Annotated in this window: 18 protein-coding genes and 1 riboswitch; of the genes, 8 read left to right on the top strand and 10 right to left on the bottom strand. The window is 47.5% G+C overall.

Going from position 1 to position 16,775, the window contains the following annotated elements:
• Positions 1-27: 27 nt before the first annotated feature.
• Genes A1sIA56_RS05745 through A1sIA56_RS05760 form a run of 4 tightly spaced genes read right to left on the bottom strand, consistent with a single transcriptional unit; the run spans position 28 to position 3,781 of the window.
• Positions 28-1,200: an FUSC family protein gene (locus A1sIA56_RS05745; protein WP_095673946.1), complete on the bottom strand. Its 1,173-nt coding sequence runs from the start codon at positions 1,198-1,200 to the stop codon at positions 28-30.
• Positions 1,201-1,218: 18 nt separating this feature from the next.
• A complete protein-coding gene (locus tag A1sIA56_RS05750) occupies positions 1,219-1,974 on the bottom strand; it encodes an ABC transporter permease (protein ID WP_223298427.1) in 756 nt (251 codons plus the stop codon).
• Between the two features lie 11 nt (positions 1,975-1,985).
• Entirely contained in the window at positions 1,986-2,966 is a 981-nt protein-coding gene (locus A1sIA56_RS05755; RefSeq protein ID WP_095673947.1) for an aliphatic sulfonate ABC transporter substrate-binding protein, read from the bottom strand.
• Between the two features lie 38 nt (positions 2,967-3,004).
• The gene (locus A1sIA56_RS05760) at positions 3,005-3,781 is read right to left on the bottom strand and encodes an ABC transporter ATP-binding protein (protein ID WP_095673948.1); all 777 of its coding nucleotides are present in this window, start codon (positions 3,779-3,781) and stop codon (positions 3,005-3,007) included.
• 6 nt (positions 3,782-3,787) lie between these two features.
• Positions 3,788-3,875, bottom strand: a riboswitch (SAM riboswitch).
• A 115-nt stretch (positions 3,876-3,990) separates the two neighbouring features.
• Here A1sIA56_RS05760 and A1sIA56_RS05765 point away from each other — a divergent pair.
• Complete coding sequence (locus tag A1sIA56_RS05765) at positions 3,991-5,301, top strand: O-acetylhomoserine aminocarboxypropyltransferase/cysteine synthase family protein (protein ID WP_095673949.1); 1,311 nt, start codon at positions 3,991-3,993, stop codon at positions 5,299-5,301.
• Positions 5,301-5,789: a CoA-binding protein gene (locus A1sIA56_RS05770; protein ID WP_095673950.1), complete on the top strand. Its 489-nt coding sequence runs from the start codon at positions 5,301-5,303 to the stop codon at positions 5,787-5,789. The genes A1sIA56_RS05765 and A1sIA56_RS05770 overlap by 1 nt, the downstream gene beginning before the upstream one ends.
• 24 nt (positions 5,790-5,813) lie before the next feature.
• Here A1sIA56_RS05770 and A1sIA56_RS05775 read toward each other — a convergent pair whose 3' ends face one another.
• From A1sIA56_RS05775 to A1sIA56_RS05800, 6 genes are all read right to left on the bottom strand, one after another.
• On the bottom strand, positions 5,814-6,701 hold the full coding sequence (locus A1sIA56_RS05775) for a carbohydrate ABC transporter permease (protein WP_095673951.1): 888 nt from the start codon (positions 6,699-6,701) through the stop codon (positions 5,814-5,816).
• A complete protein-coding gene (locus A1sIA56_RS05780) occupies positions 6,698-7,609 on the bottom strand; it encodes a carbohydrate ABC transporter permease (protein ID WP_095673952.1) in 912 nt (303 codons plus the stop codon). The genes A1sIA56_RS05775 and A1sIA56_RS05780 overlap by 4 nt, the downstream gene beginning before the upstream one ends.
• Before the next feature lie 52 nt (positions 7,610-7,661).
• Complete coding sequence (locus tag A1sIA56_RS05785; RefSeq protein ID WP_095673953.1) at positions 7,662-8,972, bottom strand: ABC transporter substrate-binding protein; 1,311 nt, start codon at positions 8,970-8,972, stop codon at positions 7,662-7,664.
• Between the two features lie 148 nt (positions 8,973-9,120).
• A complete protein-coding gene (msrB, locus tag A1sIA56_RS05790; protein WP_095673954.1) occupies positions 9,121-9,522 on the bottom strand; it encodes a peptide-methionine (R)-S-oxide reductase MsrB in 402 nt (133 codons plus the stop codon).
• Positions 9,523-9,549: 27 nt separating this feature from the next.
• Complete coding sequence (locus A1sIA56_RS05795) at positions 9,550-10,284, bottom strand: SDR family NAD(P)-dependent oxidoreductase (protein WP_095673955.1); 735 nt, start codon at positions 10,282-10,284, stop codon at positions 9,550-9,552.
• Positions 10,284-11,582 carry an enolase C-terminal domain-like protein gene (locus tag A1sIA56_RS05800; protein ID WP_095673956.1) on the bottom strand — a complete coding sequence of 433 codons (1,299 nt, stop codon included), beginning with the start codon at positions 11,580-11,582 and terminating at the stop codon, positions 10,284-10,286. The genes A1sIA56_RS05795 and A1sIA56_RS05800 overlap by 1 nt, the downstream gene beginning before the upstream one ends.
• Positions 11,583-11,648: 66 nt before the next feature.
• On the opposite strand from A1sIA56_RS05800, the gene A1sIA56_RS05805 reads away from it, so the two are divergent.
• From A1sIA56_RS05805 to A1sIA56_RS05830, 6 genes are all read left to right on the top strand, one after another.
• A complete protein-coding gene (locus A1sIA56_RS05805; RefSeq protein WP_095673957.1) occupies positions 11,649-12,626 on the top strand; it encodes an aldo/keto reductase in 978 nt (325 codons plus the stop codon).
• The gene (locus A1sIA56_RS05810; RefSeq protein WP_190276996.1) at positions 12,623-12,952 is read left to right on the top strand and encodes an L-rhamnose mutarotase; all 330 of its coding nucleotides are present in this window, start codon (positions 12,623-12,625) and stop codon (positions 12,950-12,952) included. Before A1sIA56_RS05805 ends, A1sIA56_RS05810 begins: the two co-directional genes overlap by 4 nt.
• Before the next feature lie 12 nt (positions 12,953-12,964).
• Positions 12,965-13,807, top strand: a complete 843-nt coding sequence (locus tag A1sIA56_RS05815) for a fumarylacetoacetate hydrolase family protein (protein WP_095673958.1) — start codon at positions 12,965-12,967, stop codon at positions 13,805-13,807.
• Positions 13,808-13,813: 6 nt separating this feature from the next.
• A complete protein-coding gene (locus tag A1sIA56_RS05820) occupies positions 13,814-14,716 on the top strand; it encodes a 2-hydroxyacid dehydrogenase (RefSeq protein ID WP_095673959.1) in 903 nt (300 codons plus the stop codon).
• A gap of 9 nt (positions 14,717-14,725) precedes the next feature.
• Entirely contained in the window at positions 14,726-15,577 is an 852-nt protein-coding gene (locus A1sIA56_RS05825) for an amidohydrolase family protein (protein WP_095673960.1), read from the top strand.
• A 105-nt stretch (positions 15,578-15,682) separates the two neighbouring features.
• Complete coding sequence (locus tag A1sIA56_RS05830; RefSeq protein ID WP_095673961.1) at positions 15,683-16,681, top strand: ABC transporter substrate-binding protein; 999 nt, start codon at positions 15,683-15,685, stop codon at positions 16,679-16,681.
• Positions 16,682-16,775 lie beyond the last annotated feature (94 nt).

A 16,775-nucleotide genomic window follows, 5' to 3' on the forward strand; every position in this document is an offset into this window, starting at 1 on the left:
GGACCTTGCTGCACATACACATTCTCCCTAGAAGTACTTAGAAACCGATTGCTTAATTCTATTCCAAAGCGATGCAGTCTGCTCGAGGGGTGATACTTCCAAAACCTTCATCTTGGCAGGTTCATCAGGAGTAATGACATCTTTGAGCGCCGGTGAATTCTGATCTAGCGAATCTGCGATTATCCCAATATTGGCAACGATGGAAAGTCCACGGACAATCTGCTCTTGATCAACATCCTTACCATCTTCAATCAAGGTCTCAGCAAGTGCGGATCCAGCCTCACGAGCATCATCTGTTGGAGATGATGAGAAATCGTTGATGTCATCTGGCAAATCGACATGAGCTGAAATTGCATAGCTAGCTGCCGAAAGGGCGACTGCGATTTGTTTCTTCGTAGAATCGGCAATACCTCCTTCAACGGCAGAATCAAAAAGTGTTCGCGCAATTGTGCGGACTTGAACGAGAGTATGTTCTGTTGCGATTCCTTCGATATACATCTCTTCTGCAATATCTTTTTCAGCAGTTGGAAACCAACGAGCATGGCTGCGTGCTTCAACTGATTGTGCACGAATCGCAGGAATTTCTTCAACAAGCAAACGAGCTTTCGCCAACCAGTTGCCAGCTTCCTTCTGTGTGTATCCTGCTGCCACGCCTTCAGACATCTGGGCAAGTAGCTCCGCCGCTTTCTGCGAAACTTCCTTGATTTGAATTCGCGCGCGATCAATCGGTGTATTTGGCACCGAGAAATACGAAAAGAAGATTGCTACAGCAGCGCCAATAAGCGTTGAACCCAAACGGTGAGTTGCTGTGGTCTGCGAAATACCAGGGCCGATAACAATCAGCGCTGTAACCGGGACGTTTACGGAGGCAACTTCACCGAGATGCAAGGCACGAGCAACTACAGCACAGAGAATGATTGTTGTAGCAATAGCTAGAAAACCAAAATTAAATAGTGAGACGGCAAGAAGGGCGGTTCCGGCACCGATCGCAGTTCCAATGATTTGACCGAAGCCTTCGCGGATAGATTTGTGTAGAGATATGCGAATACTGAGAGTAGAAACAATTGCTGCCACAACGCCGCCGCCTTCGACGACAGAATCACCGATAAACCAAGCGACGCCGCCAGATAATCCAGCAACGGCAATCTGGCGGACCCATTGTCTGCGGTCCGTGAATAATTTAATAAAACGCTTAAACATTGAGAGTGAGTTTACGCTCTACTTGTTCCAGGCGAGGACTCTCTTCTCGATAGTCGCGAGAATTAAATCTGAAGTCTTTCCCAAAATTGCTAGTGCAAGGATTGAGAAAATCACTATGTCGGTTCGTGCAGAAGCTTGGCTATCCACCAAGAGGAAGCCAAGGCCCTTGGCGCTTGCAATCAATTCTGCGGCAACTAAGAAGAGCCAGCTCTGAGCCAATCCAAGTCGAAGACCAGAAAAGATTTGTGGGGCTGCGGCTGGAAGATAGATTCCTTTAATGATTGCCCATCGCTTGAGGCCATATGCGCGGCCAACTTCCACGAGGTGTCGATCAACGTTCTTAATTCCGGAAACAACTGTTGTAAAGACAGGGAAGAAAGCACCGATTGCAATCAGCGTTAGTTTCGAACCTTCACCAATTCCAATCCAGATAATGAGGAGAGGTACCCAAGCAAGAGATGGCACTGCACGAATTGCCTGTAGTAATGGCGTAACTAGTCGATTAACAACTTTATTAAGTCCTGCAGCTGATCCAAGTATTAATGCGATGAGGGTTCCAAAGAAATATCCAAGAGCTACACGTTGAAGGCTGGCGCTGATATTGAGCCAGAGTTGATCGCGCTCATCGAGCTCTGTGATTACTTTAAAGACAGAAGAAGGCTTGGGAAGCTCACTCTCGGCGAAAGAACCATTGCTGCTGAAGTAGATCCAGGCACCAAATAGCGCAATCGGGAGAATGAGTCCCAGAAGGAAGTTCCCAAGCCGTCTCTGCATTTAATTAGCCTTTACTTCTTGAGCGCAGCGAATGCGAAAGAGGTGTCGTAGAGAGTGCTTAGCGCTGTCGTTGCATCTGACTGGGATCGAACTTGAGCTTCGTTAACCAAAATTGGCTGGATCGCCGCAAGTACACCTGACTGAAGTGCACCTGGTACCAATGGAACATTCACCTTCGTGCGACCGTTGAGAACTGTCTTGGCAACATCGAGATCGATCTTGGCCGATGTTGCAAGGATCTGTGCTGCCTTGTCAGGGTTTGCCTGAATCCAGGCGCGAGCCTTCTGGTAATTCTTAAGAACGGTCACAGTGATATCTCTATTTGACTTCAAGAAATCTTCACGTGCGCTGATGATTCCCCAAGTATTAAGAGCCTTGTTTTCATAGATGATCTTGCTTCCATCAACTTTTACAGACTGTGAAGTAATTGGATCAAGACCTGACCAGACATCTACGTCGCCACGGAGAAGTGCTGCTTTGCCGTCAGCATGAGCCAAGTTCACGATAGTGACATCTTTAAATGGATCTAGCTTCTTCGCAGTAAGTACCTGTAGCAAGAAGAAGTAAGGATCTGTTCCTTTTTGCGCAGCAATTTTCTTCCCCTTCAACTGTGAAGGAGTGATCTTTGAGCCCTTTGCAACAACGAGCGCGGCCCAGTTTGGCTGGCTAAAGACAGCGACTGATTTAATCGCAACGCCATTTGCGCGAGCAACGTAGGCAGCAACGCCAGCAGATGAACCAATCTGAATCGCATTTGCATTGAGGTTCTGGATTGCAGCAGCAGATCCTGCTGAATAGACCCAGTTAACCTTTGTATCAATCTTCTTAAGGTCTGTTTCTAGCCAACCTTGATCCTTGATGACAAGGCTGAGAGGGTTCCAGTTGGCGTAATCAAGATTGAGCGTGCGTTCTGCTGCCTGTGCAGGAGCTGCCGAAATACCGAGAGCGACTAGGGCTCCGACGATTACTGAAATAACAATATTCTTTTTCATTTTTGTTGTGCCTTTCGGATAAGTATTTCTAAGTTTGTTTAAGCGTGGATTCCGAAGATGGAATAGAGCTCTGTGCGAACTGAGGCCACTGACGCGTCTTTGCGATCTCGTGGGTGTGGAAGATTTAATTCAAATGTGCGCTTGATGCCTTGGCCACGTTCACCTAATACAACAATCCGGTCCGCGAGATAAAGAGCCTCATCAATATCGTGAGTAACAAGAACGATAGTTACTCCGGTTGTCGCAACAAGTTGTGACAAGAGGTCCTGCATCTGCAATCTGGTGAGTGCATCTAGTGCTGCTAGTGGCTCATCGAGCAGAAGTACTTGTGGCTCAGAGATCAATGCTCGGGATAGAGCGGCACGTTGTGCCATTCCTCCAGATACCTGTCGCGGCAGACATGCTGCGAAATCTCCGAGGCCAACTTCTGCAAGAAGTTGAAGCGCTTTTCCGTTGTCCTTACGCCCTCTTAAACCAAGCTCAACATTTTCTACGATGGTGCGCCATGGAAGGAGCCGAGGCTCTTGAAATACGATCGAACATCGATCATCGAGGCCAACAATTTTTCTTTCGTCAATTGTTACCTCGCCACTGGTTGGAACTTCAAGGCCAGCAATTAATCGCAGAAGAGTTGACTTGCCGCAGCCACTTGGGCCGAGCAACGCCACGATCTCTCCAGATTTGATCTCAAGGTTTACATCCTTGATTACAGAGAGTTCTTTGCCTTTGCGAGTAAATGACTTTGAAAGTTTCTTTAATGAAACGTTTGCAGCATCGGTTTTATGTATAACTGATTCTGCCAATGTAGAACTCATACTTCCCCCTCATCGTTACTAGCATTAGCACCGTTTTGGTTATCGGTTGCTGCGACTTCACTGAGCTAGTTCTCTCAGTCGCTCTTGATGTGAGGCAAAAATTAGCGTTTAATAGGCACAATTGCAAATTTACGAAACAGAGTTGTTGCGAAATGATTGCAGAAACCAAAGCACGGCATCAACCAATTTTTTGAACGGGAGAAGTTCTAATGTCAGAACGCCAATGGGGTTTTAAGACCCGCTCACTGCATGCAGGCTCATCTCCTGATCCACAGACCGGTGCTCGCGCCGTTCCGATTTATCAAACTTCGGCTTTCGTATTTGAGAACACTGAAGATGCCGGCAATCTCTTTGCTCTTCAAAAGTACGGCAACATCTATAGCCGCATCGGTAATCCAACAGTTGCAGCATTTGAAGAGAAGATTGCAAGCCTTGAAGGCGGCATTGGCGCTGTCGCAACAGCGTCAGGCATGTCTGCGCAGTTCTTAGTTTTCGCTGCGCTCCTTGAAGCAGGCGATCATGTGGTCTCAACTTCTGCCCTCTACGGCGGAACTGTTACGCAGCTCGATGTCACACTTCGTCGCTTTGGAGTCAATACTGATTTTGTAGTCAGCGATAAGCCTGAAGATTTCGCTGTGAAGATCACGGATAAGACAAAATTTATTTATGCCGAGATGGTTTCAAACCCTGCATCAATGGTTGCCGATATCGAAGGACTTGCAAAGATTGCACATGATGCGGGTCTTCCACTTGTTATTGATTCAACATGTGCGACACCTTATTTGGCGCGACCAATCGAATACGGCGCAGATATTGTCATTCACTCAGCTACGAAGTTCCTTGGCGGCCATGGCACCACACTCGGTGGCGTAATTGTCGATGCCGGTAAATTCAATTGGGGTAATGGCAAGTTCCCTTCAATGGTTGCACCTGTTGCTTCTTACGGTGGAGTCTCATGGTGGGAGAACTTTGGTGAATATGGATTCCTCACCAAGATTCGCTCTGAACAACTTCGTGACATAGGTCCTGTTTTGGCTCCGCATTCTGCATTCCTTCTTATCCAAGGAGTAGAAACACTTTCACAGCGCATGGCAGACCATGTGAAGAATGCAAAAGCTGTTGCCGAGTACTTGGATACTGATTCTCGCGTTGAGTGGGTTAAATATTCAGGGTTGAAGAGCCACCCACATTTCGCTCGTGCACAGAAGTATTTGCCTGAAGGACCTGGCGCGGTCTTCTCATTTGGCGTCAAGGGATCTGAAGGAAAATCAGGTCGAGAAGCAGGCGAGAAGTTCATCAACTCTGTGAAGCTTGCTAGCCACCTCGCAAATATCGGCGATGTCCGCACTTTGGTCATTCACCCAGCAAGTACAACGCACCGCCAGTTAACAGATGAGCAGTTAATCGAAGCTGGAGTTCCTCAGGATCTGGTGCGCATCAGCGTTGGAATTGAAGATATCGAAGACATCTTGTGGGATCTAGATCAGGCTCTCACCGCAGCGACAGGACGTGGCCGCTAATGACATGGACCGAACCATCTGCGCGTCAGCGCCTCGAGATGATGAAGAGTGCCAAGACCGTTGCAATCGTTGGAGCTTCAGATAACGCAGCACGTGCAAGTTACTTTGTCTCTACGTATTTGATGTCGAGCTCGCACTTCAAGCTTTTCTTTGTTAACCCACGACTTGAGACTCTCCTTGGACAGCCCGTGTACAAATCGCTGGCAGATATCCCTGAACACGTAGATATCGTCGACGTCTTCCGCAAGCCAGCAGATTGCATGGGAATTCTCGAAGAAGCAATTGCAATTAAGGCGACCACCTTGTGGCTACAACTTGGAATTACAGTTCCTGAAGTTGCTGAGGCGGGAGATAAAGCTGGAATCAATGTCGTCATGAACCGCTGCCTCAAAATCGAACATGCTCGTTTTCATGGCGGCCTTCATCTTGCTGGCTTCAATACAGGCGTTATTTCTTCGCAGCGAAATGCAAAAAAGGGCGAGAATTAATCTCGCCCTTTTGAGTTAAAGCTTTTATCCCTTTGTAGATCCTAGGGTTAAACCTGCGATGAATTGCTTACGCAATATGAAGAACATAATCACAGTAGGCGCGGCCGCAATGATTGCTCCGGCTGCCAACAAGTTGAAGTCTGTGACGTACTGACCCTGCAAGCGGCGAAGTGCTGAAGTGATTGGGCGCTTAGAGTCATCTGACATCAATACCAGCGCCCAGAAGAATTCGTTATAAATCCAAGTAGTCATGAGCACGCTGAGAGCAGCCAACGCTGGGCGCAATAGCGGCAAGATGACGTTGAAGTAGTGGCGGAATACGTTGGCGCCATCGATAGTTGCTGATTCAGAAATTTCCTTCGGAATGGTCTTCATGTAAGAAGAGAGAACGAAGGTTGCGAAGCCAACCTGGAATCCGACGTGGACCAGAATCAAGCCACCGTAGTTGTTGTACAGCAAGTTACGGTTACCAAATAGTTCGCCCACCCAGATAAACATCCAGAAGACTGGGATGTAGGTAAGAACGATCGGAAGCATATTTCCGGCTGTGAAGAGCAGGAGAAGTGTGAGATTAAATTTATATTGGTAGCGAGTTACAACGAAGGCAACGAGTGAACCGAAGAACAAGGTCAAGATCACTGATGGAACTGTCACGATAAGTGAGTTCAGTAGGTACTTACCAATTTCCATTTCTTGTATGGCGTTGACGTAATTATCAAAAGTAAGCCGACGTGGCCACGAGAAAATACCGTAGGAGATGATTTCGTTGTAAGGACGAAGAGATGTCCAGACAGTCCAGAGGATTGGGAAGATCCAGACGAAAGCGAAAATTCCGATGAAGATTGAGATAAAGGTGTCTTTACGCTTCTGGCTATTGCGATACTGCTCGCTCTGAACTACACCGGTGCTCATTTGAGATCCTCTTTAAAGCTAATTCGAAGATAGGTAATGATTGGGACGATGCAGAGCAGGAGAAGGATTACCGCGTAGGCAGCGCCCTTCATAGAGATTCCCTGTCCAGCGAAGTTCTGGAAAACCAAGAGGTTGAGCAATGGGAAGATGGTTGGGCTTCCGTAGATGATGTAAACCAAGTCGAATGCTCGGAGAGATTCGATCAAGGTAATGACCACGATGATGATGTTTACAGGCTGCATCGTTGGCAAAATGATCTTGCGGAAGATCTGCCATTCTGTTGCGCCATCGATAGCTGCAGCTTCTTTGAGCGCTGGATCAACAGATTTCAGACCTGATAAATAGAGAAGCATGATGTAGCCAATATGTCGCCACGATGCGATTCCAAGGATGACCCAAGTATTGATTTTGGGGTCGCCATAGATAGATATTGCATTTCCAATATCGCGACCCATAAGGCCCTGTACAAAACCACCTGGTTGCAACATGAAGTTCCAGATGATTCCGATGACGGCTAGTGAGAGAACTACAGGTAAGTAATAAATTGATTCGTAAAAAGCGTGACCCTTGATGCCGCGATCAATCTGATACGCCAACATGATTCCTAGAGGTGTTGCAATCAGCACGAAGAATGCGAGCCAAATTCCGTTGTTCTTCAGCGCCTGATAAAAAAGTGGGTTATTTACAAAAATATTCTTATAGTTCTGAATTCCAGCCCACTGAATATCCTTAAGGCGGATTCCGTTCCAATATGTAAACGAGAGAATAATCGTTACAACTGCTGGTACCCAGAGAAGAATAATTTGGAGAAGTGTTGGAATTCCAACAAATGTCGCGAGTGTAAAGCGATCTGTCTTGGAAAGAGTACGGCGGCTACGATTTTTTTTATCCGTAGCCGCCGTCTTCATGTCTTTAACTTACAATAGATTTAACTAATTAACAACTGAAGTTATTAATTAATTAGTTCTTTGGAAGTGCATCCCATTGTGCTTGTACGTTCTCGAGGATCTTGTTGATATCTGAAGGCTTCTTGATGAAGCTTTGGATAGCTGGACCAACAACTGGACCAGCAAAGTCTCCACGAGCATCGCGATCCAAGAAGAACATGATGTTCTTCGCTGAACCGAGAACAGCAAGCTTCTGCTTGTTGAATGCATCGTATGAAGAAGTATCAAATGACTTCGATACATAAATATTTGTATCTCCAGCCTTGATTGCTTCCTTAATACCTTCTGGTGAAGCCCAGAATTCAGCAAGAGCCTTACCGCCCGCTACGTTCTTACCGTTTGCAGCAACTGAAATACCATCAAGTGGTGCATCAATTGTGTCGATACCGAACTTAGGGTTGATTTCTGGGAATGGAACGACCCATAGATCGTCGTAATCTGCCTGTGACTTCGCCTTGAAGTCGTTAGCAAACCATGAACCCATCATCATTGCGCCTGTCTTCTTCTGGAGAAGAAGATCGCGCATGCCGTCCCATGAAATATCCATGACGTTTTCGTTCATGAATGGGATGAGCTGTGCGAAGTACTTGAATGTTTCCTTTGTGCGAGCATCTGTCCACTTTGCGCGACCGTTAAGAAGGTCGATGTGGTACTTGTAGCCGTTTACACGTGCGTTAAGGATGTCGAATGTACCCATTGCTTCCCAGCCGCCCTTTGCGCCGAGTGAGTATCCAACAAGACCCTTCTTCTGTGTAAGAGTCATCAACTTAACGAAGTCATCCCAGGTATCAATCTTTTCTGGGTTCATTCCAATTTCCTTAACCATTGACTTGCGGTAGTGCAAAGCCCATGGGTAGTAAGTTGTTGGAAGGATGTAAGGCTTCTTTGATACTGGGCTTGTTGCACCCTTGATTGCAGCTGTTGGAAGTGATGTCTTCAAACGGTTGATTTCACGTGTGAGATCAGCAAGAAGGCCCCTTTCACCGAAGTGGTTTGAGCGGTATCCAGCCATCCAACCGAATGCATCATCAGGTGATCCCTGCATGATCTGTGCGAAGTTATTCTGGAAGTCATCTGAGTTGACTTGCTGAGCAACAACCTTTGCACCGGTCTTCTTTGTGAAGGCATCGTTTACAGCCTTAGCAATCTTGTCTCCTGTTGCACCACCGCCACGTGTTGTCCACTTGACTGTGCTGCCCTTCAATCTTGTCGCTGCGCTTGCAGACTCTGCTGTGAGTGCGCTACCGGTTGCAAGTGCTGCTCCACCGATTGCTGCGCCCTTGAGTACTGAGCGGCGAGAAACTACGTTCTTCTCTTCTGACATTTTCGTCCTTTTCTCTAAGGTTGAAATTTCAACGAGCCTCGATTTATGAGGGTGCACAAATCTTCGACGTGCTGAATCTAGGGGTAGCAGGGGTGTTGAACCTAGGAAGTTCGGGTAACGAATTGGTAAAGATTGAAGGGGGTGGGGGTTAGGCCGGCTTCTCTTCTAGGTATAAAGCCACGGAATTGATACACCAACGCTCATCAGTTGGGACGTCATAACCCTCGCCAGAGAAGACATGGCCAAGGTGAGAATCGCACTTTGAGCAGCGAACTTCGGTTCGGATTCGTGGCGCGAGAGAGCGATCTTCAATCAGCTTTACGGCATCGCCCGCAGTTGGGGCGTAGAAAGATGGCCATCCGCATCCAGAGTGAAATTTTGTTTCAGATTTGAACAGTTCATTGCCACATGCCTTGCAACGATAACTTCCGACTTTATCTGTGTCCGTGTATTCACCTGTGAATGGTCGCTCTGTTGCACCTTCGCGCAGGACGGAATAAGAAAGTGGATCTAGTCGAGCCTTGAGCTCGTCTTCATTAATTTCACTCATGATGGCCGAATCGTATCGCGAAAGAAACTAACGCGGAATTCGAAGGCCCTGCATACCGCCATCGACGGCGAGCGAGGTTGCTGTGGTTGAACCCTGCAAAGGACTTGCAAGATAGCAAAGAGCGCGAGCAACTTCATCAGCGCTGACAAGTCGTCCTAGTGGTTGACGAGCTTCAAGTGCTTTGCGCTCTGCTTCTGGATCCGCGGCCTGTGCCAATAAACGTTGCACCCACGGAGTATCTGCAGTCCCTGGATTTACACAGTTCACGCGAATTCCTTCGGCAACATAATCATTTGCCATCGCCATCGTTAGTGAAAGTACTGCGCCCTTTGTCGAGCTATAAAGCGCGCGCTTTGGAATACCTGCAGTTGCAGCAACTGAACAGACGTTAACGATTGATGCGCACTTGCTCTTGCGAAGAAGCGGAAGTGAATATCGCGCTGTGCGAACAATTCCTACAACGTTGATATTCATGACCTTGTTCCACTCGTCAGATGGATTGGCCTCAACATTGCCTACAGCGCTAATTGCAGCGCTATTGATCAGAATGTCTAGTTGTGAAATCTTGGCAAAGGCAGCTTCGACTGATGCATCATCGCTGACATCGCATTGAATCCACTGACCGACACCAGCAAGACCGCCTTCAGCAATATCTAAACCAAAAACAGTGGCTCCACCATCAGCAAGCATCTTCGCAGTTGCGAGTCCGATACCAGAACCGGCGCCGGTTACAGCTGCAGTAAGACCTTTGAATTCAGACATTAAGCGTTTGCCCATTCTTTTCCATGTGGGAATGTGAAGTCAGCAATTGACTGTGCATGCATTTCTCCGCCGGTGCCTGGATCAACGGGAGGCATGTAATACGCATTCTGAATATTTGTTGGGACAACAAAGTGTTCGTGCAAGTGATCGACGAATTCGACAACACGTCCATCATGATGACCTGTCACAGCAACTGCATCAAACATTGCAAGGTGCTGAACGAGTTCGCAGAGACCGACTCCGCCTGCGTGAGGACAGACAGGGACTCCAAACTTTGCAGCCATCAAGATGTTGGCAATGTTCTCGTTAACGCCAGCAACACGAGTTGCATCAATCTGCATAAATGAGAATGACTTCGCCTGAAGCATCTGCTTAAAGAGAATGCGGTTCATTCCGTGCTCACCAGTTGCAACACGAACTGGAGCAATCGCCTTTGCAATTGCTGCATGGCCAAGAACATCATCTGGGTTAGTTGGTTCTTCAACCCAGTGAAGGTTTACATCGCCAATTCCCTTAATCCATTCGATTGCTTGGTTTACATCCCATACCTGGTTTGCATCGATAGCAATCTTGATATCTGGGCCGACAGCTTCGCGTGCAAGACGAAGACGTCGCTTGTCATCTTCAAGAGATCCGCCACACTTCAATTTAATAAGTGTGTAGCCGTCAGCAACTGCTTCCTTTGCAAGGCGGACCATCTTCTCGTCGCTATATCCGAGCCATCCTGGAGTAGTTGTATATGCAGGAAGTCCTTCAGCGCGAAGCTTTGCTTCATTTGCAGCGCGCTGTGGTTCAGCTTTGCGAAGAATTTCAAGTGCTTCAGCTGGAGTAAGCGCATCAGTGATGTAACGGAAATCTACGAGTTCAACAATCTGCTCTGGTGTCAGATCAGAGAGGAACTTCCAGAGTGGCTTCTTTGCCTGCTTTGTAACGAGATCCCATGCAGCGTTAACAACTGCACCGGCAGCCATTTGAGTAACGCCCTTTTCTGGTCCGAGCCAGCGAATCTGTGAATCGCGAACCAAGCTACGAGCGAAGTCGCCCATGCTGGTTGCGAGATCTGCAACATCGCGACCAACTGCGTAAGGAGCAAGCTGCGCAATCATGTCGCACTGCAAATCATTTCCGCGGCCGCAAGTAAAGACAAAGCCGTGACCTTGCAGCGAAGGGTCATCAGTTTCAAGGATGAGAAGAGCGGCCGAATAATCTGGTTCCTTATTCATTGCATCGGAACCGTCGAGACCACGTGAAGTTGGGAATCGAACATCTACAGTTTTAAATCCAGTTACCTTAGGCATGACATCCCTTTACTTGTTTGAAAACTGACTCTTCGCTTGAACTACAAAATCATATATGATGAATTTATGGCGCGATATAGCGAAAAAGTTAAATTAAAGCGTTCAAATCTTGAAGTAACTCGCATGGGGTTAGGTACTGCCCCTCTCGGTGGATTATTTAAATCTGTTACCGATGAAGATGGCGAAGACCTTCTCAATACTGCTCTCGATCTCGGTATCAACTACTTCGACACTGCGCCGCAATATGGCCATGGAGTCGCTGAAATGCGCGTAGGTAAGGCGCTCCAAAAGACTTCCAAACCTTTTGTTATCGAGACCAAAGTTGGTCGTGTTCTTCGCCATGTTGAAGGCGTCGAACCAGAGCAATGGTTCCCAGATGCACCGCGAAATATTGTCCCTATCTATGACTATTCCAAAGATGGAATCAAGCAAGCATTTGAAGAGAGCCTCGAGCGATTAGGGCTTCCACATATCGATATTGTCTTGATGCACGATGCTGAGGATTACATCAAAGAGGCAACAGAGAATGCATTTCCTGTTCTAGCCGATCTTCGTTCACAAGGCCTGATTAAAGCTATTGGCCTCGGCATGAACTATGTAGAACCAGCCCTTGAAATCATGAAGGGAACAGATCTCGATATCGCACTTATTGCCGGCCGATTTACTCTGCTTGATCAAGTCGCACAGAATGAACTCTTTCCATACGCGCTCAAAAATAGTATTGATATCTCTATGGGCGGAGTTCTTAACTCTGGCGTCCTGGCTAATCCAGTTGCTGGTGCTACATATAACTATCTTCCTGCCTCTGATGAAATCATCGCTCGCGCCAAGGCAATCTGCGATTTCCTAAAAGAGCGCGATGTACCGCTACTTGCTGCAGCGCTGCAATATCCATTGCGCCACCCAGCTGTAACAACTGTCATTGTTGGTCCACGCACCTGCAATGAGCTCGAAGTAAATATCGAAAACTTTGAGCACAAACTTCCGGATAATCTCTGGACCGAACTTGAAGATGCAGGCTTGATTGCGAAGTTGGCTGTATGACCATCAAGCGCATCGGCCAAGTAATCGGCATTAAGCCAGAAGAAATTGCAGAGTACGAACGCATTCACGAAAATATCTGGCCAACTGTTGCAGCAACGCTCAAGCGTGCCAATATCCAGAATTATTCAATTTTCCGTTACGAGAATTTGCTCTTCGCATATATGGAGTACACAGGCACGGATTACGAAGCAGATATGGCTCTCATTGCCGCAGATCCTGAGACCCAGAATTGGTGGAAGATCACTGCTCCGATGCAGGTACAGGTTTCCGAAGCGCGCGATGGCGAGTGGTGGCATACCCTTCACCAGAACTTCCACCTCGACTAACGAAGGATTGCAATGAAATTCTCAGTACTTAAAACAAAAGATTCTCAGTACCAGTTTGCAGTCACCGTTAATGGAGTACACAAATCAATAGATGGGCTTCCAACTCTGACAGAAGCTATGCATCTCACTCTCGAAGAACTCAAGGCACGTACTGCTAGCGCAGGTGCTGAAGTATCCGGAGAACTTGCAGCACCTATCGCCTTTGAAATTGAACTCTGGGGCGCAGGCGTTACCTACCTTCGTTCACGAGATGCACGTAAAGAAGAGAGCGGCGTCCCAGACGTTTATCAACGTGTCTATGAAGCAGATCGCCCAGAGCTATTCTTCAAATCAACTGCTGTGCGTGCTCGTGGAACTGCTGCGCCAATCGGTATTCGTTACGACTCTGAAGCCTCAGTTCCAGAACCAGAAGTAGCTATCTATATAAATAAGCATCGCGAAATTATTGGTTACGCCATCTGTAACGATGTCACTGCTCGTTCTATAGAAGGCGAGAACCCGCTCTACCTTTCTCAAGCAAAGATCTACATTGGCTCAACTGCGATTGGCCCAGATATCACTCCCGCTTGGCTGGCTCCTGCTGCTAAAGAGATGAGCATCAAGGCGAAGATTCTTCGTGGATCTACCTTGGTCTGGGAGGCAGAGACATCTCTTGGTGCACTTAATCGCACACTTGAAGATCTCGTTGATTACGTCTTTAGATGCCAAGACTTCCCACACGGTCTCATTCTTTCGACAGGAACTGGAATCGTTCCACCGTTGGATATCGCACTCGCTGCCGGAGATATCGTCGAAATCGATGTTGCAGGCGTTGGAGTTCTTTCAAACCCAGTCGTAGTTATTCCTGAAAGGTAAGTAACAGTGTCAACGGTGAAGGTATGGACTCAATGGTCTGACCTCGTTGCGCCACCAGGAATTACCTTGCTCTCCCCCGAGAACTTTCCACTTGATTCATCTGATCTATCGGAAATTGATTTCTACGTACCTCTTTATATGGGTGGCGCTAAAGCGCTTTCCTATGCGGCCCAAATGCCTAACCTCAAGACCTTGCAGATGCTCAATGCAGGATATGACGATGCACTCGCCTATCTGCGACCAGGAATCACACTCTGCAATGCTCGCGGCGTCCATGATGCTTCCACTGCAGAGCTCGCAGTCGGTTTAGCAATCTCTTCCCGTCGCGGATTTCCAGAATTTATGCGCGAGCAGATAGCAGGCAACTGGAGTCACCATCGAACCGCTGCGCTTTCAGATAGCAAAATCGGAATTGTTGGATTCGGTTCTATTGGAAAAAAGATTGCCCAGAATCTTTCTGGCTTTGAAGTATCCATCACCGCTTTTACGCAATCGGGCCGCGATGGTTCACTCACTATTGATCAGCTAGATAGCCATCTGCCGAATTTAGATATCGTGATTTTAATTCTTCCGCTATCTGATTCTTCACGCCATCTCTTCGACGCTGAAAGACTTTCCAAGATGAAGGATGGGGCGCTACTCATCAACGTTGCTCGCGGTCCTGTAGTAGATACAGGTGCCCTCGTTAAGGAACTTAACTCAGGACGCATCTTTGCCGCTCTCGATGTGACAGACCCAGAGCCACTTCCATCTGGTCATCCGCTCTGGAGCGCGAAGAATGTACAGATAGTTCCTCATATTGGTGGAAATTCGGAAGCTTTTGAACCTCGCGGACGAGCGCTGATTGAATCTCAGCTCAAGCTCCTTGCAGCGGGAAAACCTCTTGAACATGTTGTCGCGCAAGGTTAATTTGCAACCATGAGAATCGATTCACACCACCACCTATGGGATTTATCTAATCGTCCGCAAGAGTGGATGGTAGGCGATGGCATGGATCCTGTCCGTCGCAACTTTCTCGCCGATGATCTACGTAGTGCGATATCTGGAACCAGAATTGAAAAAACAATCCTTGTTCATGCAACAACTACCAACGATGAAACGTATGAACTCTTAGCGCTTGCAGAAACTGACCCAACAATTGTTGGCGTGGTTGGCTGGCTGCAAATTGATTCGCCTGATGCAATCGCAGATTGTGAAAAATACTTGCAAGCACCGGGCGCCAGCTACCTCAAAGGTATCCGCGATGTCGCACAAGATCTTCCGGATTCTAACTATCTAGCAAAGCCACAGTCGATTGCCACTGTGCAACAACTCGGCAAGATGGGTTTGACCTACGACATTCTTACCAAGACCCCAGAACTCAAAGCTGCTATTGAATTAGTGAAGGCTTGCCCTGATGTGCAATTTGTTCTCGACCACATTTCTAAGCCTTATATTGCAAAAGAAGAAATCGAACCCTGGAAATCTCTGATCTCAGAACTTGCTGCTTTCGAAAATGTCTCCTGCAAGATTTCCGGAATGGTGACAGAAGCAAAGTGGAACACTTGGCAGACTAGTGACTTCGCCCCATACGTCGATCACATCATCACTAGCTTCACCCCACAGCGTCTGATGTTCGGCTCGGACTGGCCGGTCGCCCTATTGGCCGCCTCTAGTTATTCAGAGGTGGTTCACCTAGCCGAGAGCCTGACAGCAAAGTTTTCGGAAACGGAAAATGAACTTTTCTGGCTAGAAAATGCGATTTCTGCATACAAGATAACGAAGCTGTAACGATTGGCTTTACCGCTCGGTAAATACCCCCTTCCTATTGAGTGCTACCTCTTGCGGACATAAGATTCCCACACAGCAATTCGGCTGCTTTTGAAGGAGATATAAATGAAGAAAGGTCTAATGACAGTTGCTGCAGTTGCAGCACTGGCGCTAGTAGCTGGAACAACAGGTCCAGTAGCTGCAGCAGATAAGACTCTCAAGATCGAATTGATCTCAAAGGGCGAAACACACCAATTTTGGCAGGCAGTAAAGAAGGGTGCTGAAGATCAGGCTAAGAAGATGAATGCAGAAATTCACTTCGTTGGTCCAGCAGCAGAAACAATGATCGATAAGCAGCTTGAAATGCTTGATGCAGCAATTGCACTTAAGCCAGATGCAATCGGTTACGCAGCACTTGGTACAACACAGTCACTTCCAAAGCTCAAGGCAGCTAAGGCAGCAGGCATTCCTGTGTACATGTTCGATACAGCTGCAAGCTGTGAAGGTGGAGTTCCTGCACTAGGACCAAACTCTGACTGCGCACTTGGCGTTGCATACACAAACTCAACAGCTGCTGGCGCACTCGCTGCAGACTGGATGGCTAAGTTGGTTGGTAACAAGGGTAAGGTTTTGGTTGTCGGTCACTCACAGACAAACCAGACAGGTATCGACCGTGCAAACGGATTTATCAACCGCATCAAGGCTAAGTACAAGGGCATCAAGCTCCTTACACCTCAGTACGCTGAAGGTGGAGATGCTCTCAAGGCACAGGAAATCGTTAGCGCATCACTCGTTGCTAACAAGGACCTCAAGGGTGTCTACGGAACTAACGAAGGTGTATCAATCGGCGCTGGACAGGCATTCAAGGCTGCAAAGCTTAAGAATGGCGCAGTTAAGTTGATCGGATTCGACTCAGGAAAGCAGCAGATGGCAAACATCAAGTCTGGTCTCCAGTCAGGTGCAATCACACAGAGCCCAATGGGTATCGGTGCAAAGACTGTCGAAGCTCTCGTTAACTACGTACGTAACAAGACAGTTCCAAAGAACCTTATCGATACAGGTTTCTACTACTACGATAAGAAGAACATCACCGATCCAAAGATCGCTGGTAACCTCTACGAATAAGTCGAATTCGACTCATTGGTAAGAAATTGAGGCATGGTGGCCGGGAGCAATCTCGGCCACCATGCTTTATTCTTAAGTAAATAAGTTCATCGAA

The organism is Candidatus Planktophila sulfonica, assembly GCF_002288065.1.
GTDB classification, from domain to species: Bacteria; Actinomycetota; Actinomycetes; order Nanopelagicales; family Nanopelagicaceae; genus Planktophila; species Planktophila sulfonica.